At 57.5% G+C, this 22,381-nt stretch carries 20 protein-coding genes; 15 read left to right on the forward strand and 5 right to left on the reverse strand.

Annotated features, from left to right (window positions below):
- The first annotated feature begins 7 nt into the window (after positions 1-7).
- From AKL27_RS08860 to gloA, 9 genes are all read left to right on the forward strand, one after another.
- On the forward strand, positions 8-274 hold the full coding sequence (locus tag AKL27_RS08860; RefSeq protein ID WP_050462470.1) for a pentapeptide MXKDX repeat protein: 267 nt from the start codon (positions 8-10) through the stop codon (positions 272-274).
- A 161-nt stretch (positions 275-435) separates the two neighbouring features.
- Positions 436-1,323 carry an HlyC/CorC family transporter gene (locus tag AKL27_RS08865; RefSeq protein WP_050462440.1) on the forward strand — a complete coding sequence of 296 codons (888 nt, stop codon included), beginning with the start codon at positions 436-438 and terminating at the stop codon, positions 1,321-1,323.
- Between the two features lie 34 nt (positions 1,324-1,357).
- Entirely contained in the window at positions 1,358-2,893 is a 1,536-nt protein-coding gene (gene lnt, locus AKL27_RS08870; protein ID WP_050462441.1) for an apolipoprotein N-acyltransferase, read from the forward strand.
- 80 nt (positions 2,894-2,973) lie between these two features.
- Complete coding sequence (gene glyQ / locus AKL27_RS08875) at positions 2,974-3,885, forward strand: glycine--tRNA ligase subunit alpha (protein ID WP_050462442.1); 912 nt, start codon at positions 2,974-2,976, stop codon at positions 3,883-3,885.
- 76 nt (positions 3,886-3,961) lie between these two features.
- Positions 3,962-6,073 (forward strand): glycine--tRNA ligase subunit beta, encoded by a 2,112-nt coding sequence (glyS, locus tag AKL27_RS08880; RefSeq protein ID WP_050462471.1) that lies wholly within the window; start codon positions 3,962-3,964, stop codon positions 6,071-6,073.
- A 30-nt stretch (positions 6,074-6,103) separates the two neighbouring features.
- The gene (gene gmhB, locus AKL27_RS08885; protein ID WP_050462443.1) at positions 6,104-6,661 is read left to right on the forward strand and encodes a D-glycero-beta-D-manno-heptose 1,7-bisphosphate 7-phosphatase; all 558 of its coding nucleotides are present in this window, start codon (positions 6,104-6,106) and stop codon (positions 6,659-6,661) included.
- An 89-nt stretch (positions 6,662-6,750) separates the two neighbouring features.
- On the forward strand, positions 6,751-7,503 hold the full coding sequence (locus AKL27_RS08890; protein WP_232310940.1) for a lysophospholipid acyltransferase family protein: 753 nt from the start codon (positions 6,751-6,753) through the stop codon (positions 7,501-7,503).
- A gap of 7 nt (positions 7,504-7,510) precedes the next feature.
- On the forward strand, positions 7,511-8,383 hold the full coding sequence (locus AKL27_RS08895; protein WP_050462445.1) for a M48 family metallopeptidase: 873 nt from the start codon (positions 7,511-7,513) through the stop codon (positions 8,381-8,383).
- Positions 8,384-8,495: 112 nt separating this feature from the next.
- The gene (gene gloA / locus AKL27_RS08900; protein WP_050462446.1) at positions 8,496-8,885 is read left to right on the forward strand and encodes a lactoylglutathione lyase; all 390 of its coding nucleotides are present in this window, start codon (positions 8,496-8,498) and stop codon (positions 8,883-8,885) included.
- A gap of 93 nt (positions 8,886-8,978) precedes the next feature.
- On the opposite strand, the gene AKL27_RS08905 is transcribed toward gloA, so the two are convergent.
- On the reverse strand, positions 8,979-10,679 hold the full coding sequence (locus AKL27_RS08905; RefSeq protein WP_050462447.1) for a methyl-accepting chemotaxis protein: 1,701 nt from the start codon (positions 10,677-10,679) through the stop codon (positions 8,979-8,981).
- A gap of 560 nt (positions 10,680-11,239) precedes the next feature.
- Between AKL27_RS08905 and AKL27_RS08910 the strand changes: the two genes are divergently transcribed.
- A complete protein-coding gene (locus AKL27_RS08910) occupies positions 11,240-11,596 on the forward strand; it encodes a helix-turn-helix domain-containing protein (protein WP_050462448.1) in 357 nt (118 codons plus the stop codon).
- A 23-nt stretch (positions 11,597-11,619) separates the two neighbouring features.
- Here AKL27_RS08910 and rsmA read toward each other — a convergent pair whose 3' ends face one another.
- From rsmA to AKL27_RS08930, 4 genes are read right to left on the reverse strand one after another with little or no spacing between them, the layout of a single operon-like run.
- Complete coding sequence (rsmA, locus tag AKL27_RS08915; RefSeq protein ID WP_050462449.1) at positions 11,620-12,405, reverse strand: 16S rRNA (adenine(1518)-N(6)/adenine(1519)-N(6))-dimethyltransferase RsmA; 786 nt, start codon at positions 12,403-12,405, stop codon at positions 11,620-11,622.
- Positions 12,402-13,469: a 4-hydroxythreonine-4-phosphate dehydrogenase PdxA gene (pdxA, locus tag AKL27_RS08920; RefSeq protein ID WP_050462450.1), complete on the reverse strand. Its 1,068-nt coding sequence runs from the start codon at positions 13,467-13,469 to the stop codon at positions 12,402-12,404. Before pdxA ends, rsmA begins: the two co-directional genes overlap by 4 nt.
- Positions 13,469-14,887: a peptidylprolyl isomerase gene (locus tag AKL27_RS08925; protein WP_050462472.1), complete on the reverse strand. Its 1,419-nt coding sequence runs from the start codon at positions 14,885-14,887 to the stop codon at positions 13,469-13,471. Before AKL27_RS08925 ends, pdxA begins: the two co-directional genes overlap by 1 nt.
- Before the next feature lie 28 nt (positions 14,888-14,915).
- Positions 14,916-17,207, reverse strand: coding sequence for an LPS-assembly protein LptD (locus tag AKL27_RS08930; RefSeq protein ID WP_050462451.1), 2,292 nt, complete (start codon positions 17,205-17,207; stop codon positions 14,916-14,918).
- 93 nt (positions 17,208-17,300) lie between these two features.
- On the opposite strand from AKL27_RS08930, the gene AKL27_RS08935 reads away from it, so the two are divergent.
- The 5 genes from AKL27_RS08935 to upp all read left to right on the forward strand — a co-directional run bounded on the left by AKL27_RS08935 (position 17,301) and on the right by upp (position 22,304).
- Positions 17,301-18,326, forward strand: coding sequence for an aminoglycoside phosphotransferase family protein (locus AKL27_RS08935; protein WP_050462452.1), 1,026 nt, complete (start codon positions 17,301-17,303; stop codon positions 18,324-18,326).
- Between the two features lie 13 nt (positions 18,327-18,339).
- Positions 18,340-19,047 (forward strand): N-acetylmuramate alpha-1-phosphate uridylyltransferase MurU, encoded by a 708-nt coding sequence (murU, locus tag AKL27_RS08940; RefSeq protein WP_050462453.1) that lies wholly within the window; start codon positions 18,340-18,342, stop codon positions 19,045-19,047.
- A 15-nt stretch (positions 19,048-19,062) separates the two neighbouring features.
- Positions 19,063-20,397, forward strand: a complete 1,335-nt coding sequence (gene pepP, locus AKL27_RS08945; protein ID WP_050462454.1) for a Xaa-Pro aminopeptidase — start codon at positions 19,063-19,065, stop codon at positions 20,395-20,397.
- 4 nt (positions 20,398-20,401) lie between these two features.
- Positions 20,402-21,550: an FAD-dependent monooxygenase gene (locus AKL27_RS08950; RefSeq protein ID WP_050462455.1), complete on the forward strand. Its 1,149-nt coding sequence runs from the start codon at positions 20,402-20,404 to the stop codon at positions 21,548-21,550.
- A 106-nt stretch (positions 21,551-21,656) separates the two neighbouring features.
- Positions 21,657-22,304, forward strand: coding sequence for a uracil phosphoribosyltransferase (upp, locus tag AKL27_RS08955; protein WP_050462456.1), 648 nt, complete (start codon positions 21,657-21,659; stop codon positions 22,302-22,304).
- Positions 22,305-22,381: the final 77 nt, after the last annotated feature.

Genomic DNA, 22,381 nt, shown 5'->3' on the forward strand with positions numbered 1-22,381 from the left:
GAATCACATGAAAAAATCACTGTCTGCCCTGCTGGCCTGTCTGATGTTGTCTGCGGTAGCGGGCGCTTACGCCGCCGACAACATGAGTAAAGATGCCATGAGCAGCACCATGGGCAAGGATTCCATGTCCAAGGATGCGATGGGCAAAGATGGAAAGGACGGCATGAGCAAGGATGCCATGGGTAAAAAACACGATGCCATGAAGAAAAAGGACAGCATGTCCAAAGACGGCATGATGAAGGATGAAATGAAAAAAGATGACATGAAGAAATAAATTCCTCCTGCCGGAGCGGGCGTCAGCGATGGCGATCCGACTCCGGCAAGTACGCGGCGTTTGTGGCAAATCGGCATAAAATCCAGATTTACTGGAATTGTCATCTATTTGTTGTATCCTATTGGCCATCGAAACAACGTCGGACCCACGGCTCGCGCCATATGCCAGATCTTCCTAGTAGCGTCAAATCCCTTGACGCTAAACCCCACCGTTCGCTATTTGAACGTCTCACCGCCCTGATTTCCCCCGAACCTGAAAATCGCGCAGAACTGCTCGAAGTGCTGCAGGATGCGCACGAGCGCAATCTGATCGACGCCGACGCGCTGTCGATGATCGAAGGTGTGTTCCAGGTGTCCGACCTGGCCGTACGCGACATCATGGTGCCGCGCTCGCAAATGGACACGATTGACATCAGCAAGCCAATCGAAACCTGGATGCCGGATGTGCTGTCGACTTCGCACTCCCGTTTCCCGGCGGTGGAAGGCGAACGCGACAAGGTGATCGGCATCTTGCTGGCCAAGGATTTGCTGCGCTATTACGCTGAAGAATCATTCGACGTGCGCGACATGCTGCGCCCGGCCGTGTTCATCCCGGAATCCAAACGTCTCAATGTATTGCTGCGCGACTTCCGCGCCAACCGCAATCACATGGCCATCGTGGTCGACGAATACGGCGGCGTGGCCGGCCTGATCACGATTGAAGACGTACTGGAACAAATCGTCGGCGATATCGAAGACGAATACGATTTCGACGAAGAAGAAGACAATATTCTGGCCATCAAGGATGGTCCCCATGGTCCGCGCTGGCGCATCAAGGGACTGACTGAAATTGACCAGTTCAACGAAGAACTCGGAACCGACATTTCGGATCAGGATGCCGACACCATCGGCGGCCTGGTCGCCAGTCATCTGGGACGCGTGCCACGCAAGGGCGACGCCTTCGACTTCAATGGCCTGCATATCGAGATTCTGCGTGCCGACGCCCGTCAGGCGCATGTACTGCTGGTAGAAAAACTGCCGGAAGTGCCAGCGTCCGAGGACGACCACTAAGCACTGCGTGACAGCGTCGACCACCGCCTCCGGTATGGCCGCCGATTCCCGCTGGATGTTGCTGGCGGCGGTATTGGTCGGCGCCTGCAATGTCGCCGCCTTCGCCCCGTTCGATCTGTGGCCGTTGCAAATACTGACGCTGGCCTGGCTGTTTCGCCAAAGCATGCGCACCGCCACCCTGCGCCGGGCAATGCTGGTCGGCTGGCTGTACGGCTTCGGCTGGGCGGCTGCCGGCATTCACTGGTTGTACATCAGCATGCACACCTATGGCGGCATGCCGGCCTGGATGGCAGCACTGGCAGTAGCCTTGCTGGCGGCTTATCTGGGACTGTATGCGGCACTGACCACCGGCCTGGCCGCCTGGTTGCGCCGCCGCTGGGCTGCTTCCGATACCACTTTGCTGCTGTTGATTCTGCCGTCTTTGTGGGCGCTTTCGGAATGGATTCGCGGCTGGCTGTTTACCGGATTTCCGTGGCTCACTTCAGGCTATGCACACAGCATCGGTGCACTTGCAGGATTTGCACCGGTGACTGGTGTCTACGGGCTGGGCTGGATCGCCGCCCTGATCGCTGGCGCGCTGGTCTTGCTGCTGCGTCCGGCCAGCAGTAAAAAACTCGCAGCGCTGGTGGTGGTTGGCTTGCTGGCCGGTGGTTGGGCGCTCAAGAGCGTGCAATGGACCAGCCCCAACGGCAAACCCATTTCGGTACGCCTGTTGCAAGGCAATATTGCGCAGGAAATGAAATTTTCCAACGAAGCGCTGCTGTCTTCGCTGATGATGTACAACGACATGATCAGCGCCACCCCGGCCGATCTGATCGCCACCCCGGAAACCGCAGTACCGTTGCTGCCGCAGCAATTGCCACCCGATTATCTGGAACGGCTGGCGCGTTTTTCCGCTACCTCGGGCAGCCATCTGATACTGGGCATTCCGCTGTCGGATGGCCCCGGCCAATACACCAACAGCGCGGTTGGTTTTTCCAAAGAACTCAACGGCAAGGCATATCGTTACGACAAGCACCATCTGGTGCCGTTTGGTGAATTCGTGCCACCCGGTTTTCGCTGGTTCGTCGATATGATGCATATCCCGCTCGGCGACATGACGCGTGGCGCGCCATTGCAGGCCGCATTCGCAGTCAAGGATCAATGGGTATTGCCGAATATCTGCTACGAAGACTTGTTCGGTGAAGAAATCGCGGCCCAGTTGGCCGGTGCCCATTTTGCCGGCTTGCCGCCAGCCAGCATGCTGCTGAACCTGTCCAATATCGCTTGGTTCGGCAATTCCATCGCCTTGCCACAACATTTGCAGATTTCCCAGATGCGGGCACTGGAAACCGGCCGCCCGATGTTGCGCTCCACCAATACCGGCGCCACCGCCGTGATCACTCCCGATGGCGTCGTCAGCGAGCGCCTGCTGCCGTTCACCCGCAATACACTGGCCGCCACCGTGCAGGGTTATCAAGGCTTGACGCCGTATATCCTGCTCGGCAATAAACTGATGCTGGCCCTGACGCTGATAATGCTGGCTTTTGCCTGGCGCAGACAGCGCCAATCGCGCTCGTCGGCGCATTGAGCAGCATAAGGGCGGCAAAAACCGGCTAAAATCCCATGTTTTAGCAATTCCTTACCAGCCTCGCCCGGTAACCATAAAAAATGCTGACATTTCAACAGATCATTCTCAAGCTGCAAGACTATTGGGATGCGCAAGCCTGCGCATTGCTCCAGCCCTACGACATGGAAGTCGGCGCCGGTACGTCGCATACCGCCACTTTTCTGCGCGCCATCGGCCCCGAGCCTTGGCGCGCTGCGTATGTGCAGCCATCGCGTCGTCCCAAGGATGGCCGTTACGGAGAAAATCCCAACCGCATGCAGCACTACTACCAGTTTCAGGTCGTCCTCAAGCCGGCACCGGAAAACATTCTGGATCTGTACCTGGGTTCGCTCGAAGCACTGGGACTGGATCTGAAGCAGAATGACGTGCGTTTCGTCGAAGACGACTGGGAAAATCCGACACTGGGTGCCTGGGGTCTGGGTTGGGAAGTCTGGCTCAACGGTATGGAAGTGACCCAGTTCACTTACTTCCAGCAAGTCGGCGGTCTCGATTGCAAACCGGTGCTCGGCGAAATCACTTATGGTATCGAGCGCCTCGCCATGTATTTGCAGGGCGTGGAAAATGTCTACGATCTGGTCTGGACCGAGTGGACTGAAAACGGCGTCAAGAAGAGTCTGAGCTATGGCGACGTATTCCACCAGAATGAGGTCGAACAATCGACCTTCAACTTCGAATATTCGAATACCGAGTTCCTGTTCTCGCTGTTCAGCAACTATGAGTCCGAAGCCAAGCGCCTGCTGGAAGTGCCGCTGGCGCTGCCGGCCTATGAAATGATTCTGAAGGCGGCGCATACCTTCAATCTGCTGGATGCACGCGGCGCCATCTCGGTGACCGAACGCGCAGCGTATATCGGCCGCATCCGCAATCTGTCGCGCGCCGTGGCGCAAGCCTATTACGAATCGCGCGAACGACTCGGCTTCCCGATGCTCGGCAGCGCATTGAAAGCGGCCTGAGCAGGCGTGCCGCTCTATTGAATGGTTCACGCAACGGCGCGCCGCGCCTTGCGTCAGACAAGCAAGATAAATGAATATGACTCAAACACTCTTAGTAGAACTGCTGACCGAAGAATTGCCGCCGAAGGTATTGGCCAAGCTGGGCGATGCATTTGCCGCCGGCATTTTCAACGGTCTGAAAGCGCGCGACTTCCTCGAAGCGGATGCGGTTGCCACCGCCTACGCCACACCGCGCCGGCTGGCCGTTGCCATCAGCAAGGTACGCGCTACTTCGCTCGACAAATCGATCCGCGAAAAAGTATTGCCGGTCAGTGTCGCCCTCGATGCCGAAAGTCGTCCGAGCGCACCGCTGGTCAAGAAACTGGCCGCACTGGCTGCGCAAACCGGCGTTACCGTGATCACGCCGGATCAACTGGAACGGGCGCAGGATGGCAAGGCCGAGAGCTTTTTCTATTCCTACACCGCCAAGGGCAGTGCGCTGGAAAAAGGTTTGCAAACGGCACTCGAAGAGAGCATCGCCAAGCTGCCGATTCCAAAACTGATGAGTTACCAGCGTCAGCATGGTCGCGCTGCCGGTGAAACGGTGCACTTCGTACGACCGGCACACAAACTGATCGCGCTGTACGGCAACAATGTGGTCCCGCTCAATATCCTCGGACTGGACGCCGGCAACGTCACGCTCGGCCACCGCTTCCTGTCTTCCGGCTCGATCAGCGTGGCAGCGGCTGAAGCCTACGTCGATACGCTGGCCAATCAGGGCAAGGTGATCGCCAGCTTCACTGGCCGCAAGGAAAAAATCCGTGCCGATCTGCTGGCCAGGGCCGGCGCCAATCTGGTGTTGATGCCGGAAGCGTTGCTCGACGAAGTCACGGCGCTGGTCGAATGGCCAGTAGTCTACGAATGCAAGTTTGAAGACGAATTCCTGAGCGTGCCCCAGGAATGCCTGATTCTGACCATGCAAACCAATCAGAAATATTTTGCGCTGACCGATGCCAACGGCAAACTGCGTTCGCGCTTCCTGATCGTTTCCAATCTGGAAACCGCCACGCCGCAACATATCATTCAGGGCAACGAACGCGTGGTGCGGCCGCGCTTGTCGGACGCCAAGTTCTTCTTCGAGCAAGACAAGAAAAAGACCCTCGCCGAACGCGTCCCGCTGCTGGCCAATGTGGTGTACCACAACAAGCTCGGCAACCAGTTGCAACGTACCGAACGGGTCAAGACGCTGGCGGCGGCAATTGCCGGCATGCTCGGCGGCGATGTGGTGTTGGCCGAACGCGGCGCCTTGCTGGCCAAGACCGACTTGCTGACCGACATGGTAGGCGAATTCCCTGAGTTGCAAGGCATCATGGGCACCTACTATGCGCGCCATGACGGCGAAGCCGACGAAGTGGCGCTGGCCGCCTCCGAACATTATCAGCCGCGCTTTGCCGGCGATGCCTTGCCGGCATCTGCCACCGGCACCGCGGTCGCTCTGGCCGACAAACTCGAAACACTGGTGGGCATCTGGGGCATCGGTTTGCAACCGACCGGCGACAAGGATCCGTTTGCATTGCGTCGTCACGCGCTGGGTATCTTGCGCATGCTGATCGAAAAGCGCCTGCCGCTGTCGATCTCGGCCTTGCTCAAGGCGACGGCCGATCTGTTTGCCGGCAATCCCGAGTTCAAGGATCCGTCCCGGGATGTCACGGCCTTCCTGCACGACCGTCTGCGCGGTCAGTTGCGGGAACGCGGCTACGCCCAGAATGAAATCGAAGCGGTCGTGGCACAGCAACCAGACACGCTGGACAACATTACCGAACGACTCGATGCGGTACAGGCGTTTGCTGCGTTGCCGGAAGCCGAAGCACTGGCGGCCGCCAACAAGCGCATCACCAATATCCTGAAGAAAATCGAAGGCGGTGTGAGTGGCACGGTACAGAACGGTTTGTTGCGCGAAGCTGCGGAACAAGGTTTGTACTCGGCCATGCTGTTGCTGAAGCCGCAAGTCGATGCCGCCTATGCCGCCGGCGATTTCAGCAGCGCACTCAAGGCACTGGCGCAGTTGCGTCAGAATGTCGATGCCTTCTTCACCGACGTGATGGTCAATGCCGAAGATGAACAACTGCGCAACAACCGCCAGGCCTTGCTGGCCGAGTTGCATCAGATGCTCAATCGGGTGGCCGACATTTCCAAGCTGGCGGCGTAGTTTTCAATGAGAACTGCTACAGGTGACGCAATGAAACTGATTATTCTGGACCGTGACGGCGTGATTAATCATGATTCGGATGCTTATATAAAATCGCCCGACGAGTGGATCCCGATCAAAGGTTCACTCGAAGCGATCGCCCGCCTCAATCAGGCTGGCTATCGGGTGGTGGTGGCCACCAATCAGTCCGGTGTCGCCCGTGGTCTGTTCGATATGAAGACGCTCAATGCGATTCACCAGAAAATGCATAGTGCGGCACAACAAGTCGGCGCCGATATTGACGCCATCTTCTTTTGTCCGCACTCGGCTGACGATAGCTGCGATTGCCGCAAACCAAAGCCGGGCATGTTCAACGATATTGCCAAACGTTTCGGCATCAGCCTGCGCGGTGGCGTGGTAACCGTCGGCGACTCGCTGCGTGACTTGCAGGCCGGCTTTGTCGCTGGCTGCGCGCCGTATCTGGTGCTGACCGGCAAAGGCGAAAAAACCCAGGAAAAAGGTGGCTTGCCGCCGGGTACGCTGGTATTCCCGGATCTTGCCAGTGCCGTTGATTTTCTGCTCAAATCCCCGCTTGAAATGTCGGTATGAATGCCGCTGTGCCATTGGCTTTATTCTGAGCCCGTCGCACCACACCGTGTCAAGCGACCGTAACCCATCCTGATATTGGGAGATTGATTTTGCGTATTACCTTATTTTTGCGGTCCCTGGTGTTTACCCTGTTGATGACGGTAGCCACCGTAGTGTGGTCGATAGCCTGTGTATTTTTCGCGCCGTTTCCCTACGCCACCCGTTACTACCTGACATCGCGCTGGAATGTATTCGTGATCTGGACCGCCAAAGTCATCTGCGGCGTCCGCTATGAAGTGCGCGGCATGGAGAATCTGCCCGATGCGCCGGCAATCTTGCTGTCCAAGCATCAGTCGGCATGGGAAACCATTTTTTACCTGACCATCATGCCGCGCCCGCTGGTGTTCGTGTTCAAGAAAGAACTGACCTGGATCCCGTTTTTCGGCTGGGGTATCGCGCTGCTGCGCATGATTCCGATTGACCGCGACCGAGGCCGCGATGCCTTTGCCCAGGTCGTGGTGCAAGGCCGCAAACGTCTGGCCGATGGCCAATGGGTCATCATGTTCCCGGAAGGCACGCGTATCGCCGTGGGTCAAAAGGGCAAGTACAAACTGGGCGGTTCGCGCCTGGCAGTCGAAACCGACACCGTGGTGGTGCCGATTGCGGTCAATGCCGGCGAATGCTGGCCGAAAAAATCATTCATCAAGACTCCGGGTATTATTACGGTATCCATCGGCCAGCCTATCGTCCCAACCGGCCTGACGCCAGCCGAACTGAACCAGAAAGTGGAAAATTGGATAGAATCCGAAATGCGCGTCATTTCGCCCGCCATTTATTCCGCTTCGTCCCGGCAACCTGACTGAAACCACATTGAGACTGCTCCGCCACACTCAGCCCGATCCCAACCAGCTTGCACTGCAGCTGGATTTTTTTGCGCCGGCCGGTCTGGCACCGACCACCGAACCCAAGCTCCGGGCGAGTCCGGATCCGGTCACGGCGGCCCCTTCCCGTCCGCCTGACGGCAAACGCCGCATTCAGTTGGGCGAGCATGCGCTGGACTACGCATTGCTGCGCTCCAAGCGGCGCTCGATCGGATTCCTGATCAGTGATGATGGTTTGCGCATTACTGCGCCCAAGTGGGTGACCATTGGTGAAATCGAAAATGCGATCCGCGAAAAGCAGCGCTGGATTTTCACCAAACTCAATGAGCGCCATGAACGTTCGGCACGTCGTCTGCAACCGCAGATGCAATGGTGCGACGGCGCGACCCTGCCCTACCTCGGCCACAACGTGACGCTGCGCATCCGCGCCGGTCAAAGCGCCGGCATTGCCTATGACGAAGCAACGCTGGAATTGATCATCAGCCTGCCCGCCGACGCCGGCGAACAGCAGTTGAAAGACCGCGTGCAAGGCTGGCTGCAAGCGCGCGCCAAGGAAATTTTTGCGGCCCGCCTGCCGATCTATGCCGCCAAACTGGGCGTGACTTACCAGTCGTTTGCACTGTCATCGGCCACCACCCAATGGGGTTCCTGTACCGCCGATGGCCGCATTCGCCTGAACTGGCGCCTCATGCATTTTTCGCTGCCGCTGATCGACTATGTAATCGCGCACGAACTGTCGCACTTGCGCGAAATGAACCACAGCCCGCGCTTTTGGGCCACCGTGCAATCGATTTTCCCTGAATTCGAAATGGCCAAGAAAGCACTGCGCGACAGCGCTCCGGAAACCCTGCCGATTTTCTGAGTGGTTTCCCGAGCCCGGGCCGGACCACCGCAAACACACTGCAGTACACCAGATAACACCCTCTCAACCAGGCAACAGCTTGAATCACCCTACCCACTTCTGAGGAATCCCCATGCGAATTCTGCACACCATGCTGCGCGTCGGCGACATGCAAAAATCAATCGACTTTTATACCACCCAACTGGGAATGACCCTGCTGCGCACGGTCGACCGGCCGGAACAGCAATACACGCTGGCCTATCTCGGCTATGGAAAAAATCCCGAGCATGCTGAACTGGAATTGACTTACAACTACGGCGTGGAAAAGTATGAGATGGGCAATGCCTACGGTCATCTTGCCGTCGAAGTGGCCAATGCTTACGACACCTGCGCCGCCGTCAAAGCCAAAGGTGGCACCGTGACCCGCGAAGCGGGTCCGGTAAAAGGCGGCAACACCGTGATCGCCTTCGTGCAGGATCCGGATGGTTACAAAATCGAACTGATCGAACACGGCGTCGAGTAATTACTCAGCCGACGTCTTGTCTGACGCCGGCTTTTACACCACGCGGTCCGGCGGGGCTGATGCCATGACATCCGGCATCAGCCCCGCTTGCGTTCAGAACTGTTCCCAGTCGTCATCCTTGCCGGCACTCGCCACAGTTGCGGCCGGTGCGGCAATGCTCCTTGCCTCGCGCGACTTGAGCGCCGGCCGTTTCGGTGTGATATCGACACTGGAACGCACAGCGGCCTGCGGTACATGCGCCACCTGATTTTGGTCGATCTTGAATACACTGACGATCTGCAACAAACCGGCGGCCTGATCCTGCAACGATTGCGCAGCGGCGGCAGCTTCCTCTACCAGCGCTGCATTCTGTTGCGTGACCGTATCCATTTGCGTCACCGCCTGATTGACTTGCTCAATGCCTTCGCTTTGTTCGCGGCTGGCCTCCGTGATTTCACCGACGATATCGGTGACGCGCTTGACGCTGTTGACCACTTCCTGCATGGTTGAACCAGCCTGCGACACCAGACGGCTGCCGGAATCCACTTTCTCGACCGAATCATCGATCAGCGTTTTGATTTCCTTGGCGGCTGCCGCACTGCGTTGGGCCAGGCTGCGCACTTCCGATGCCACCACCGCAAAGCCACGTCCCTGTTCGCCGGCGCGTGCTGCCTCGACCGCCGCATTCAAGGCCAGAATATTGGTCTGGAATGCGATGCCATCGATCACGCTGATGATATCGACAATTTTCTTCGAGGAAGCATTGATGGCATCCATGGTATCGACCACTTTGCCCACCACGTTGCCGCCCTGCACTGCCACCGCCGAAGCCGACTCTGCCAGTTGATTGGCTTGCCGCGCATTGTCGGCATTCTGGCGTACAGTCGATGTCAGTTCTTCCATCGACGATGCAGTTTCTTCCAGCGAACTGGCTTGCTGTTCGGTACGCGAAGACAAATCCAGATTGCCGGTCGCGATCTGACTTGATGCCGTGGCGATGGTATCAGTGCCACGTCGTACCTGACCGACGATGTTGAGCAGATTGTCATTCATGGCTTTGAGCGCACGCATCAGTTGCCCGGTTTCATCTTTGCCGCCGGATTCGATTTGCGATGTCAGATCGCCGGACGCCACTGTCTCCGCCAGCCGCACCGCGTGGTTGATCGGCGTGGTGATGCTGCGCGTCACCAGCAACGCAATGACACCTGCCAGAACGATGGCAATCGCACTCAGCGCCACCATCAGATTGCGCGCCAACAGATATTCACGCGTCACTTCCTCGCCGGCATCGTGCATCAGCTGATTCTGATGCTGGATCAGATCATCGACCACCTTCATATAGGTTTGCTGTATCGGCCGTACCGTTTGCAACAGGAAAATGGTGGCACCGGTTTTGTCGTTGTCTTGCACCAGCCGGATGACTTCCGTGAGCGAGTCGTTGTAACGGGTACGCGAATCCATGATGTTTTTCATCAGCGCACGTCCGATGTCGCCATCAATCACACTGTCCAGCTTGGTCAGTACATCGCCATTTGACTTGCTAGTCTGCGCAATGAGGTCGATTTCTTTCTGGATTTGCTCCGGCGCACTCATCAAGAGTGTGTTGCGGGAGGAGCGGGCAATCAGATTCAGGTTGTCGATGATTTTATTGGCCAGCACCGTTTTCGGATATTTGTCATTGACGACATCCTGCATCTGTTTGTTCAGGTCTGCCAAGCGGGCAGTCCCCAGCGTGGCGATTGCCACCAACAACAACAACAAAAAGCCGAACCCGATTCCCAATCGGACGCCAATTTTCAAATTTGTAATGCGCATTCTGTTCCCCTTGTTAACAACGGCACTTGTGGTGCCAATGCATATCGACACCGATATGCAGCGTTTCAATCATGCGTTTTGTCCTGCTACGCGGTAACGTAAATTTCCATAGAACGGCGTCGATTCCGTTCAGCGGATATGGCAACTTCATTTATTGAAAAAGTAAAAGAAACCCGGGTGCATGCATCAAGGACGCACTTCCTGCATACGGCATTTCTCATGTTTTGGAGAATTGTCGAGACCACCGTCTGAGGCTGTGCCATCAAACTATAGCCCGCTTCTTGTATACAAGCAGCAGTCTTGACAGGGGGACTTGCGCGCTGCGCATAACGGCAACGTTGCCAAATCAATACGATGGTCTAGTATGGTTAGTGGAGCCATATCAAGTTGCGACCTCCCCCGGCGTATATGCCCCGTTTCGTCAGGATTCTTGCCGGACGGGAAATATTGCTTGTGAACCTCGCTTTTATATCAATATTTTGCGTATTACGCAATATTAGACCGATAAATTTGTCTTAAAAACTTTGCTCGTTACGCAATATTGGCGGGAGAATTGACAAATGAATATCGGTCACGTCCTACGCAGGATACGAAAAGAAAAAAATGCGAGCCTGGAAGAAATTGCGTTGTCCGCAGGGACCGACGCGGCCAATTTATCCCGCGTGGAACGCGATAAACAACGATTGACACCAGATATGCTGGAAAAGGTAGCAAAGGCACTCGATGTGCCGGTTTCTTCGCTTTATTTGATTGCCGAGCAGAACACCCGGGAACAGGATAACAGGCAAGAGCCGATCGACAGAAGCACCGCAGCCCGACTCGAAAACTGCATAGGAAAATTCATGTTGCTGTCCGGAAATGATCAGCAACTGGTTATCGATTTTATGGATTTGCTGCGGCAGTCATCGCGTCAGTAACACGATGCACTGCCGGCACCCGGTTATGCCGCAGAAAGACTGGACAGGCGGTTCGCCAGCGCGACGAACTGCGGCATCGGCACGGCTTCCGGCCGTGCCTGCGGATCGATGCCGGCAGCAATCAGATCGGCCTCGGTCAGCATGCCGGCGACACAATTGCGGATCACTTTGCGCCGCTGCGAAAAGGCCTTGGTGACGACTTGCTCCAGGGTTTTCTGATCGCACGCCAAAGGCTGTGCAAGCGGGATCATGCGGACAATCGCAGAATCCACACGCGGTGGCGGGTCGAATGCGGTCGGCGGCACCACGAACAACAACTCCATGTCGTAACGCCATTGCAGCATCACCGACAGTCGTCCGAACGCCTTGCTGCCCGGTGCGGCCACCATGCGTTCGACTACTTCCTTTTGCAGCATGAAATGCTGATCCTGCACCTGCGGTGCAATTTGCGCCAGATGAAACAGCAGCGGGCTGGAAATGTTATAGGGCAAATTGCCGACCACCCGCAATTTGCGATCTGCGGGTACGGGGATCGAAGCAAAGTCGAATTTCAATGCGTCAGCCGAATGGACATGCAGACGTGCCGGGTCGAAACGCTTTTTCAGGCGCTCCACCAGATCACGGTCAAGCTCCACCACATGCAATTGCTGCACGGATTCGAGCAGCAGACTGGTCATGGCCGCCAGACCCGGGCCGATTTCGACCATGACATCATCGGGACGCGGATCGATCCCGCGCATGATGTCGAATAATACGGTTTGATCGGTCAGGAAATTCTGGCCGAAACGCTTGCGGGGAATGTGTTTCATGAATGAATTAGTGTGGCGCTGGCCGCCATGTGTGAAGCTGTTCTGATGGCTGCGATCATGCTGCCGTGATCGGCATGCCCCAGTCCTTGTGCTGCCAGATCGAGTGCCGTGCCATGATCAACCGAGGTGCGAATGATCGGCAATCCGAGCGTGATATTGACGCCCTCGCCGAAGCTGGCGAATTTCAGCACTGGCAAACCCTGGTCGTGATACATCGCCAGCACACAGTCGGCATCGATCAGATACTTGTGTTGAAACAGCGTGTCGGCAGGATAAGGGCCGCGGGCATCAATGCCCTGTGCTCTGACGGCATCCAGCGCCGGCGTGATGACGTCAATCTCTTCGCGTCCCAGATAGCCACCTTCACCGGCATGCGGATTGAGACCGGCCACCAGAATGCGGGGCTGAGCGATACCGAATTTGGTGCGCAAATCGGCATGAATGATGTGCAGGGTGCGTACCAGGCTATCAAAGGTAATCGCCGCCGGCACGTCACGCAGTGCCAGATGGGTAGTGGCGAGCGCCACCCGCAGATGCGGCGCATCGCCGCCGGCCAGCATCATCACCACATGCGGTGTCGCAGTGCGCTCGGCCAGATATTCGGTATGACCGGTGAATGGCACGCCGGCATCGTTGATGGTGCTCTTTTGCAGCGGAGCGGTAACGATGGCATCAAATTTTCGCTGCAGCGCGCCGTCGATGGCGATGTCGAGCATCTGCAACACTGCGCGGCCATTGCGAGGATCCAGCACCCCGGGCACAACGGGTTCGTTGACCGGGCAATCGATGACCGTCAACCGATCTTGCGGAAAGTGGGGCAAGCCGCCGTTGCGCCAGGCCTGCACTGACAAGGCTGACAAGCGTATGGCCGGGTCCAGCGCGTCTGCGGTCTGTGCCAGGAAGGCAGCATCACCGATCAGCACCGCGCGCACTTCGGAACGCAGTTCCCATGCCGCCCGAATCGAAATTTCCGCCCCTATCCCTGCCGGCTCACCGCAAGTGATTGCCAGTGTCGGACGTGCTGCGCTTGCGGCGAGGATGCGAGAGGCGGTGGATGCTGGCATTAATTATCGTCGTTACGGAATTCGACATAAGCACGGTCACGCAACTGACGCAACCAGTCTTCTGCCGCTTCATCAATCTTGCGCTCGCGGATGGCCTGACGTGCAGCCTGACGAGTGCGCTCTTTCGACGCATCATCGGTCTTGCGTTCCAGCACTTCAATCAGATGGAAACCGAACGGGGTTTCAATCGGCTGGCTGACTTCGCCCGGCTTCAATTCATTCATGGCGCGCTCGAATTCCGGCACGGTATCGCCCGGATAGAGCCAACCCAGATCGCCGCCCTTGGAAGCCGACAAGTCATTCGAATACAATTTCGCCAATTCGTCGAACGTGGCGGCCTTGTTATCCAGACGCTCTTTCAGTTCCACCAGTTTGCGGCGGGCTTCAGCCGCAGACACGACCTGATTGACCTTGATCAGGATGTGGCGGGCATGCGTCTGTTCAATTGCCGGTGCATTGGATTTGACCGCGCTGGTGGCGCGCCGGTCATTGAGCTTGAGGATATGGAAACCATTGCCGCTTTTCAGCAAACCGGAAACATCGCCCGGCTTCATGCTGGCCAGCGCATCCAGGAACAATTGCGGCAACCGGTCCTGGCCGCGCCAGCCCAGGTCACCACCGCTCAATGCATCGCTGCTGTCGGAATAGCTTGCGGCCAGTTTGGCAAAGTCACCGCCCGACTTCAATTGGCGCAGCACGTCTTCAGCGCGCTGACGGCGTGCAGCGATTTGTTCTGAAGAAGCGTTCTCTGGGACGCGTACCAGAATCTGCGCCAGATTGTAGTCTTCATGCTGGGCCGAGGCATTGCTTTCCGCGGCCAGATAGTTATCCACTTCGGATTCCGAAATCTGCACCTTGTTGTCGACTTCCCGTTCGCGCAAGCGCTGCATGATGATTTCGCGCCGGATATCTTCGCGGAACGCCGAATAAGCGATGCCTTCACGCTCCAGCTGAACCCGGAAATCGGCCATCGACAATTTGTTTTGTTCCGCGATCCGTTGCAATGCGCGATCCAGCATGGTGTCATCCACCACGATGCCGTTTTCCTTGGCCATCTGCAATTGCGCGCGCTCAACGATCATGCGCTCCAGCAACTGGCGCTCCAGTTGTCCGCGCGGCGGCAAGGCAACACCTTGTGCCGTCAGACGCTTTTGCAGCAAGCGCATGCGGTCCGCCAGTTCCTGCCGGGTAATCACTTCGTTATTGACCACCACGATGATGGAGTCAACCGGCTTCGGTCCCAGACTCCTGGACTGAGGCGCGGCAGTTGCAGCAGCCGGCGCCGCAATGACGGGCGGCACGTTAGCCGCCGGCGCAGCCGTGGCGGCAAACTGCGCGTGCGCGGCGGCCACCATACCCAACGACAGACACAGGCCAGCGATGACGGATGAGACGTTTGACGATAAACGATTGCGCATGAGATGGAGAACGTTCATAAGAATTCGGTTAATAACGGGTTATGTTATCAGGCTGATTGACGATTTGATAACCTGGGATGCTGCTGCTCAGTGCATCCAGCGGATTCGAGCCCAGTTTTGAAAAACCATTCAATTCAAGCTGGATAAAGAACGAAGTCGATGCCTTGGTCGACGCCGTCGGGATACGCTGTGCCACCAATCGGAAGACCCAGCAATCGGCCTTGTATTCCATGCCGAGCAAACCTTCGGCCACGGTCTTGTCGGGAATCGAATAGTTGATACGGCCGACAGCATACCAGCGTTGCGACACCGGCCACTGTCCGGACAGATCGACCTGCTTCAAATTGCCAATGGTGCCATCTGCATTGACTACCGCACGATCAAGACGATATGCCAGATTCAATACTTTTTTCGGCGCCGGCTGCCAGCGCACGCCGACATTGCCGCGCACCAGCTGCTTCAGCGTTTCGCTGTACTGCACGGTGCTGTCCAACGCCAGCTTTTGCGTGATCTGTCCGCCGGCCGACAGTAACAGATCCGATTTGCTGCCCAGCGTCGTCGTGGTGGTGTTATCCAGAATGACTTTCGGATCGGCAAAATAAAAGCGCTGGCCGATGGCGAAACGCAAGCGCTCCAGTCCATCTTCTTCAATGAAGCGCGACACGACTGCGGCAGTAATCTGATTGGCATCGCTGATACGGTCATGACCAACAAAGCGATTTTCGCTGAAAATCTGCGCAAAATTGAAATCGGCCAGGCCTGAATCGAAGTTCGGGTACTGGCTTTGATCGCGGTAGGGCGTCTTGACGTAAAACAGACGCGGTTCCAGCGTTTGCGTCATGGGCCGGCCAAACCAGCTTGAATCCCGCTCGAATGTCATGCCGGCATCCAGCGAATAGGTGGGTACTACGCGTGTGAGACTGGTAGGAGCGCCGACCGCAACATTATTGAGCCGGTAGGAGGTCGCGTCCAGCGTGGCCTTGGGCGTGATGAAATAGCCCGGACGCACGATCGGATAAGAAACCGACGGCGTTACATACATGCGATCACCGCCCACCATCGGCGTGCCATTGCCGGCGGCCAGCGTCACCGAATTGGAAAAGCGGGCGAATTCGGAAGCCAGGTTCAGATCGAAGCCACCCACATCCTGACGTCCTGCCTGCAGCAGCAGTTGCGGCAAACGATCATAAGGTTTCTGGATCGGATTATTCACGTCCTGCAGCAATTGATACTTGGAAACGCGGCCGACAGCGCTCCAGTACTCACCGCTGTACGTCAGACTCACATCGCGCGTCAGCAGGCGTTGCGTGCTGGTCGTGATCGAATGCGAAAAATCGCTCGGATAATCGTTGTCTGACGCCTTGTTCACATTCCAGGCGAAGGTCAGATTCGGCATCAGTCGCTGGGTGTGAATCGATGACAACGAGTAGCGCCCGGTACCGGTCACCTTGTCCTCGATGCCTTCAATCGTGGTTTCGCCCGAGTAGGTTTCACCCAGATACCGGCCATTCACGCCCAATTGCAAACCGCGACGGGCAATATATTTCGGGAACAACGTCAAATCGCGATTCGGTGCGATATTGAAATAATACGGCACGGTCAGCTCGGCGCCACCGGTGCTGGTCATGCCGAAAGTCGGCGGCAGCACACCGGACTGGCGCTCGCCCGACAACGGGAATGACATCAGCGGCGCGCCGAAAATCGGCACGCCCTTGAAATAGACAATACCGTTATTCATGGTGCCGACATCGCGACCGCTGTCGAGATCCAGCGTTTCGGCGCGGATATACCAATCAGGGTCGGGTGCTTCACAGGTGCTGTAGGTACCCTGCGTCACCACGGCCTGATCATCCGACAGGAAATCGATGCGCTCGGCCTTGCCGCGTCCGCCGTTCTGACCGAACAGATAGGTCGGATTGGTGACATGGCCCTTGCCGGAATCCATGTTCATGGTGGCTTCGTCGCCGGTGTAGCGATCCTGCAGGCGCTTCATCCAGACGTGGCCGGTCGCATCCACTTCATCCTGAATGATGCGATAAACCGCCTTGTCAGCCTTGATGGTGGTCTCACCGCGCACTACTTCGACGTCGCGATCGAGGTTGATCTGGCGGTCAGGTCGCCCGCTCATTTGCTCGGCGCTGACGGTGACCGGCGCATCCTTGTCATCGGCGCCCGGCTTTTTCTCGGCTGCCGTGGTCTGCGCCTGAACCTGCAATGGCATCACGGCGGTGGCCGAAGCCGCCACCACGATGGACGAAAAGAAACGCGACAACCGCCAGTTGGCAGAACGACCAAATGGGGACTTAAGGAAGCGGATCATGAATAAATGCGTTCAAACACCATGGCAGGCGATTTTTTTGAATTTAATCCCTTATTATATGGGAACTCAACACCATCAAACGAATTCCCGTTCATGTCTTTTACATCCCCCTCTGATCTGCGCCTGCCCCAGCTGCAAGAATGGCTGCGCTCGCTTTCCTCCACCCCGGTCATTGCCGACAGCTTGCGCGTTGCTTCGGCCGACGCCAGTTTTCGTCGTTATTTCCGTGTAGACACGCCCTCCGGCCAAACGTTGATCGTGATGGACGCCCCGCCGCCGCAAGAAGATGTGCGGCCTTTCATCCATGTCGCAGACGTATTCGGCAAGACCGGCGTGACCGTGCCGCAGATTCTCGAACAAGATATCGAGCGCGGCTTCCTGTTGCTGTCCGATCTCGGCAATACCACTTATCTGAACCAGCTCAACAACGATACCGCCAACAAGCTGTATCTCGACGCCATTGATGCGCTGGTGCTGCTGCAAACCCAAAGCAAGCCGGATGCGCTGCCGGAATATGACCGCGCCCTGCTGTTGCGTGAATTGCAACTTTTTCCGGAATGGTATATCGGCAAACATTTGAAGGCGACGCTCACCGACGAGCAGAGCGCCAGCCTGAACAAGGTGTTCGATATGCTGCTGGCCAACAACCTGGCGCAACCGCAAGTGTATGTGCACCGTGATTACCACTCACGCAACCTGATGGTGCTGCCGAATGGCAATCCCGGCATGCTCGACTTTCAGGATGCAGTCTATGGACCGATCACCTACGATCTGGTTTCGCTGCTGCGCGACGCGTACATTCAATGGGATGAAGAAATGGTGCTGGACTGGGCCATCCGCTACTGGGAACGCGCCAAACGGGCCGGCCTGCCGGTGGCACCGGACATCGATTCGTTCTACCGCGATTTCGAATTCATGGGCTTGCAGCGCCATCTCAAGATACTCGGCATTTTTGCCCGCCTGTATCACCGCGACGGCAAGGATGCCTATCTCAAAGACATGCCGCTGGTCATGGAATACACGCTCAAGACCGCGCGTCGCTACTCCGGCCTGATTCCGCTGGTCAGATTGCTGGAAAAGCTGGAAGACAAGGCACCGCAAGTCGGCTACACCTTCTGACGGAGCGCATGCCATGAAAGCCATGATTTTTGCCGCCGGTCGCGGCGAGCGCATGCGACCGCTGACCGATACCTGCCCCAAACCCTTGCTCAAGGTGCGCGGCCGGCCGCTGATCGTGTGGCAGATTCTGAGTCTGGTACGCGCCGGCATCACCGACATCGTGATCAATCACGCCCATCTCGGCCAGATGCTGGAGCAAACGCTGGGCGATGGCGCGCAATTCGGTGCCACGCTCTGGTATTCCCCGGAAGCCAGCGCCCTGGAAACCGCCGGCGGCATCGCGCAGGCCCGTCATCTGCTCGGAGAAGAACCATTCGTGGCGATCTCGGGTGACATCTATTGTCCGCATTTCGACTTCGAACAAGTCAAGTCAGTGCTGGAAGACAACGACCTGTGGGGAAATCCGATACCATTGGACAAACGCGATGTGGCCTGGCTGTATCTGGTGAAAAACCCGCCGCATCATCCGCAAGGCGATTTTGCATTGAACAGTTTTTCGATTGCCAACGAAGGTTCGCCGCTGTACACCTTCGGCAATATCGGCGTATACCGGCCGCAGATGTTTGACGGCATCACGCCGGGCGAACACGCCAAACTCGGACCGCTGCTGCGAGAATATGCCGCGCGCGGTCAGGTCGGCGGCGAAATATGGCGCGGCGACTGGGTCAACGTTGGCACCGTCGAGCAACTGCAACAACTGAATGCACCTTTGGCTGGTTAACCTGCGAAGCTGAACATGAAACCTTATGCTACCCGACGCGCCGCACTGATCGCGCAGATGCAAGCCCGCGGAGGCGGCGTCGCCGTCATCCCCACTGCCCATGAAGTGATGCGCAATCGCGATGCCGACTATCCGTACCGGCATGACAGCTATTTTTATTATCTGTCCGGCTTTACCGAACCGGATGCCGTGATCGTACTGGTCGCCGGTGATCAACCGCGCACCATCCTGTTTTGTCGCGACAAGGATCTGGAACGCGAAATCTGGGATGGTTACCGCTTCGGCCCGGATGCCGCACGCGAGACATTCGGTTTTGACGCAGCGTTTCCGATTGAAGCGCTGGATCAGGAAATGCCACGTCTGCTGGCCGATACGCCCTCTGTTTTTTACGCGCTGGGACACGACCAGAAACGCGATACCCAAGTACAAAACTGGCTGCAAAGCGTACGCGCCTTGGGCCGCACGGGCGTGACGGCGCCGTCGTCCATTGTCGATGTCAATGTCTTGCTGGATGAAATGCGCCTGTTCAAGGATGCCGATGAAATCGCCATCATGAAACGCGCCGGCGTGATTTCTTCGGCCGCCCACTGTCGCGCCATGCGGCTGTCGCGTCCCGGTTTGCGCGAGTACCACCTGGAAGCGGAATTGCTGCACGAATTCCGCAACAACGGTTCGCAATATCCGGCCTACGGTTCCATTGTCGCCACCGGCGCCAATGCCTGCGTTCTGCATTATCGCGCCAGTGACGCCGAACTCAGGGACGGCGACCTGGTCTTGATCGATGCCGGCTGCGAACTCGACAGTTATGCCTCGGATATCACCCGCACGTTTCCAGTGAACGGCAAATTTTCCGGACCGCAAAAAGAACTGTACGAAATCGTACTGGCCTCGCAAGTTGCCGCAATTGCGGAAACCCGTCCCGGCAAACGCTTCATGGATGGCCACGATGCGGCAGTCAAGGTGCTGGCGCAAGGCATGCTCGACACTGGCCTGCTCGACAAAAACAAGGTTGGCGCACTCGATGACGTCATCAGCAACGGCGATTTCCGTCAGTTTTACATGCATCGCACCGGCCACTGGCTGGGCATGGATGTGCATGATGTCGGCGAATATCGCGAGGCGGCAAGCGCAGGCAGCGAACGTCCATGGCGCACATTGCAACCGGGCATGGTGCTGACCGTGGAACCAGGAATTTACGTGCGGCCAGCCGAAGGTGTTCCGGAAAAATACTGGAACATCGGCATCCGGATTGAAGACGATGCCCATGTCACGGCGACCGGCTGTGAAATTCTGACCACCGATGTGCCCAACACCGTGGCCGGTATCGAAGCCTTGATGCGGCACGCCTGAAACGATGAGCAACACCGATTTCGACGTCATCATTTGCGGCGCAGGTCCGGTCGGACTCAGCGTCGCGGCACTGTTGCACAAGCGCGGCATGGCCGCGGCACGCATCGCGCTGATTGACGCCAAGACCGTCGCGCAGGCCGCACAGGACCCGCGCTCGATTGCCTTATCAAGCGGCAGCCGGCAAACACTGGAAGATATCGGTGCCTGGCCGGCCATGAGTGCTGCGGCCAGCGCCATCCATCACATTCACGTGTCGCGCCGCGGACATTTCGGACGAACGCTGATACAGCGCGAGGATTACGATTTGCCGGCGCTGGGCTACGTCTGTCGCTATGGCTCACTGGCGACGGCACTGTCAGCCGTGATCGACGCCACCCCGATTGTGACCATCAGGCCAGCCCAGGTCGACGTCATCGAGCAATCGGAGCAAGCCGCCATGGTGCGCCTCGCCGATGGCCGCATGCTGAGCGCCGGCATCATTGTGCAAGCCGAAGGCGGTGTGTTCTCGGAGCAAACTGCCAAGAGCGTACAACGCGACTACGATCAGGTTGCCATCGTGGCCCATGTCAAAGCCAGCGCTGCCATTGCTCATCGTGCTTTCGAGCGCTTCACCAGTGAAGGACCGCTGGCTTTATTGCCATACGATGACGGTTACTCGCTGGTCTGGTGCGTGCGTCCGGCCACGGCGCAGCAGTTGCTGGCGCTTGACGACACCGGTTTTCTGCAAGCGCTGCAGACCGCATTCGGTACGCGTCTGGGGCGATTCACCACATTGACACCGCGCAACAGTTATCCGCTCGGCCTCAATGCCGAACCGGCATCATCGCCACGCATCGTGGCAATCGGCAATGCGGCGCAAACGCTGCACCCGGTTGCCGGTCAAGGACTCAACCTGGGCTTGCGCGACGCCACCGTACTGGCGTCGTTGCTGACGCAAGCCAGTCATAGCGACACCCTGGCGACCTTTGCCCGCGCCCGCCGTGCCGACCGCAGCGCCACCATCCGGCTCACGGACGTCATGGCGCGGGTGTTCGCCAGCGCCCCCGATGGCGCGCCATCACAAGCGCTGCTCGGTCTGTCGCTGGGGCTGGTCGACGTGCTGACACCGGCGCGGCGCGTGCTGGCGGAACAGATGATGTTCGGACGCCGCTGAATGCTGCCGGACTCTGCTTTTGCGACAAAATCTCTCTATTTCGTGCGGCATGAGACAATTCGGCATTGCCGCCAGATGTTGACGACGCTTCTCAATTAAAAATACGATGAAACAAGATCCCCGCTTCAAGAATTTATACATCCTCGATCATCCGCTGATCCAGCACAAGCTCTCGCACATGCGCGACAAGAGTACGTCAACCCGCACCTTCCGCGACTTGTTGCGCGAAATCACCTTGTTGATGGGTTACGAAATCACGCGCGATCTGCCACTGACCACTGAGCAAATCGAAACACCGCTCGGTCTCTACGACGCACCGGTAATTGCCGGGAAAAAGCTGGCGGTGGTGCCGGTATTGCGTGCCGGCGTTGGCATGAGCGATGGTTTGCTGGAATTGATTCCATCGGCGCGCGTCGGTCACATCGGTGTGTACCGCAACGAAAAGCATGAGCCGGTCGAATATCTGGTGCGCCTGCCCGATCTGCAAGACCGCACCATGATTCTGTGCGATCCGATGGTGGCCACCGGCAACTCCGCTGTTTATGCGGTAAATGCATTGAAACAGCGTGGCGTGCCAAGCGAACATATCGTTTTCGTCGCACTGGTCGCCGCGCCGGAAGGCGTACAAGTGTTTCAGGATGCCCATCCTGACGTCAAACTGTATGTCGCCTCGCTCGACTCCCATCTCGACGACCACGCGTATATCGTGCCAGGTCTCGGCGATGCCGGCGACCGCATCTTCGGTACCAAATAAACAATCGCCGCTGCATGAAAAAAGCCGCCTGACCGGTCTGATCAGGCGGCTTTTGCATTTCCGGCAAAGGAGATGCA

The organism is Herbaspirillum autotrophicum, from assembly GCF_001189915.1.
Classification (GTDB): Bacteria; Pseudomonadota; Gammaproteobacteria; order Burkholderiales; family Burkholderiaceae_D; genus Herbaspirillum; species Herbaspirillum autotrophicum.

Bases quoted from the DNA above. Each gene is read 5' to 3' on its own strand.
- rsmA (WP_050462449.1), bottom strand. From the start codon at position 12,405: ATGAAACACATTCCCCGCAAGCGTTTCGGCCAGAATTTCCTGACCGAT.
- glyS (WP_050462471.1), top strand. From the start codon at position 3,962: ATGACTCAAACACTCTTAGTAGAACTGCTGACCGAAGAATTGCCGCCG.
- AKL27_RS08950 (WP_050462455.1), top strand. From the start codon at position 20,402: ATGAGCAACACCGATTTCGACGTCATCATTTGCGGCGCAGGTCCGGTC.
- AKL27_RS08910 (WP_050462448.1), top strand. From the start codon at position 11,240: ATGAATATCGGTCACGTCCTACGCAGGATACGAAAAGAAAAAAATGCG.
- glyQ (WP_050462442.1), top strand. From the start codon at position 2,974: ATGCTGACATTTCAACAGATCATTCTCAAGCTGCAAGACTATTGGGAT.
- AKL27_RS08935 (WP_050462452.1), top strand. From the start codon at position 17,301: ATGTCTTTTACATCCCCCTCTGATCTGCGCCTGCCCCAGCTGCAAGAA.
- AKL27_RS08930 (WP_050462451.1), bottom strand. From the start codon at position 17,207: ATGATCCGCTTCCTTAAGTCCCCATTTGGTCGTTCTGCCAACTGGCGG.
- gmhB (WP_050462443.1), top strand. From the start codon at position 6,104: ATGAAACTGATTATTCTGGACCGTGACGGCGTGATTAATCATGATTCG.
- AKL27_RS08860 (WP_050462470.1), top strand. From the start codon at position 8: ATGAAAAAATCACTGTCTGCCCTGCTGGCCTGTCTGATGTTGTCTGCG.
- gloA (WP_050462446.1), top strand. From the start codon at position 8,496: ATGCGAATTCTGCACACCATGCTGCGCGTCGGCGACATGCAAAAATCA.
- AKL27_RS08925 (WP_050462472.1), bottom strand. From the start codon at position 14,887: ATGCGCAATCGTTTATCGTCAAACGTCTCATCCGTCATCGCTGGCCTG.
- lnt (WP_050462441.1), top strand. From the start codon at position 1,358: ATGGCCGCCGATTCCCGCTGGATGTTGCTGGCGGCGGTATTGGTCGGC.
- murU (WP_050462453.1), top strand. From the start codon at position 18,340: ATGAAAGCCATGATTTTTGCCGCCGGTCGCGGCGAGCGCATGCGACCG.
- AKL27_RS08865 (WP_050462440.1), top strand. From the start codon at position 436: ATGCCAGATCTTCCTAGTAGCGTCAAATCCCTTGACGCTAAACCCCAC.
- pepP (WP_050462454.1), top strand. From the start codon at position 19,063: ATGAAACCTTATGCTACCCGACGCGCCGCACTGATCGCGCAGATGCAA.
- AKL27_RS08905 (WP_050462447.1), bottom strand. From the start codon at position 10,679: ATGCGCATTACAAATTTGAAAATTGGCGTCCGATTGGGAATCGGGTTC.
- pdxA (WP_050462450.1), bottom strand. From the start codon at position 13,469: ATGCCAGCATCCACCGCCTCTCGCATCCTCGCCGCAAGCGCAGCACGT.
- upp (WP_050462456.1), top strand. From the start codon at position 21,657: ATGAAACAAGATCCCCGCTTCAAGAATTTATACATCCTCGATCATCCG.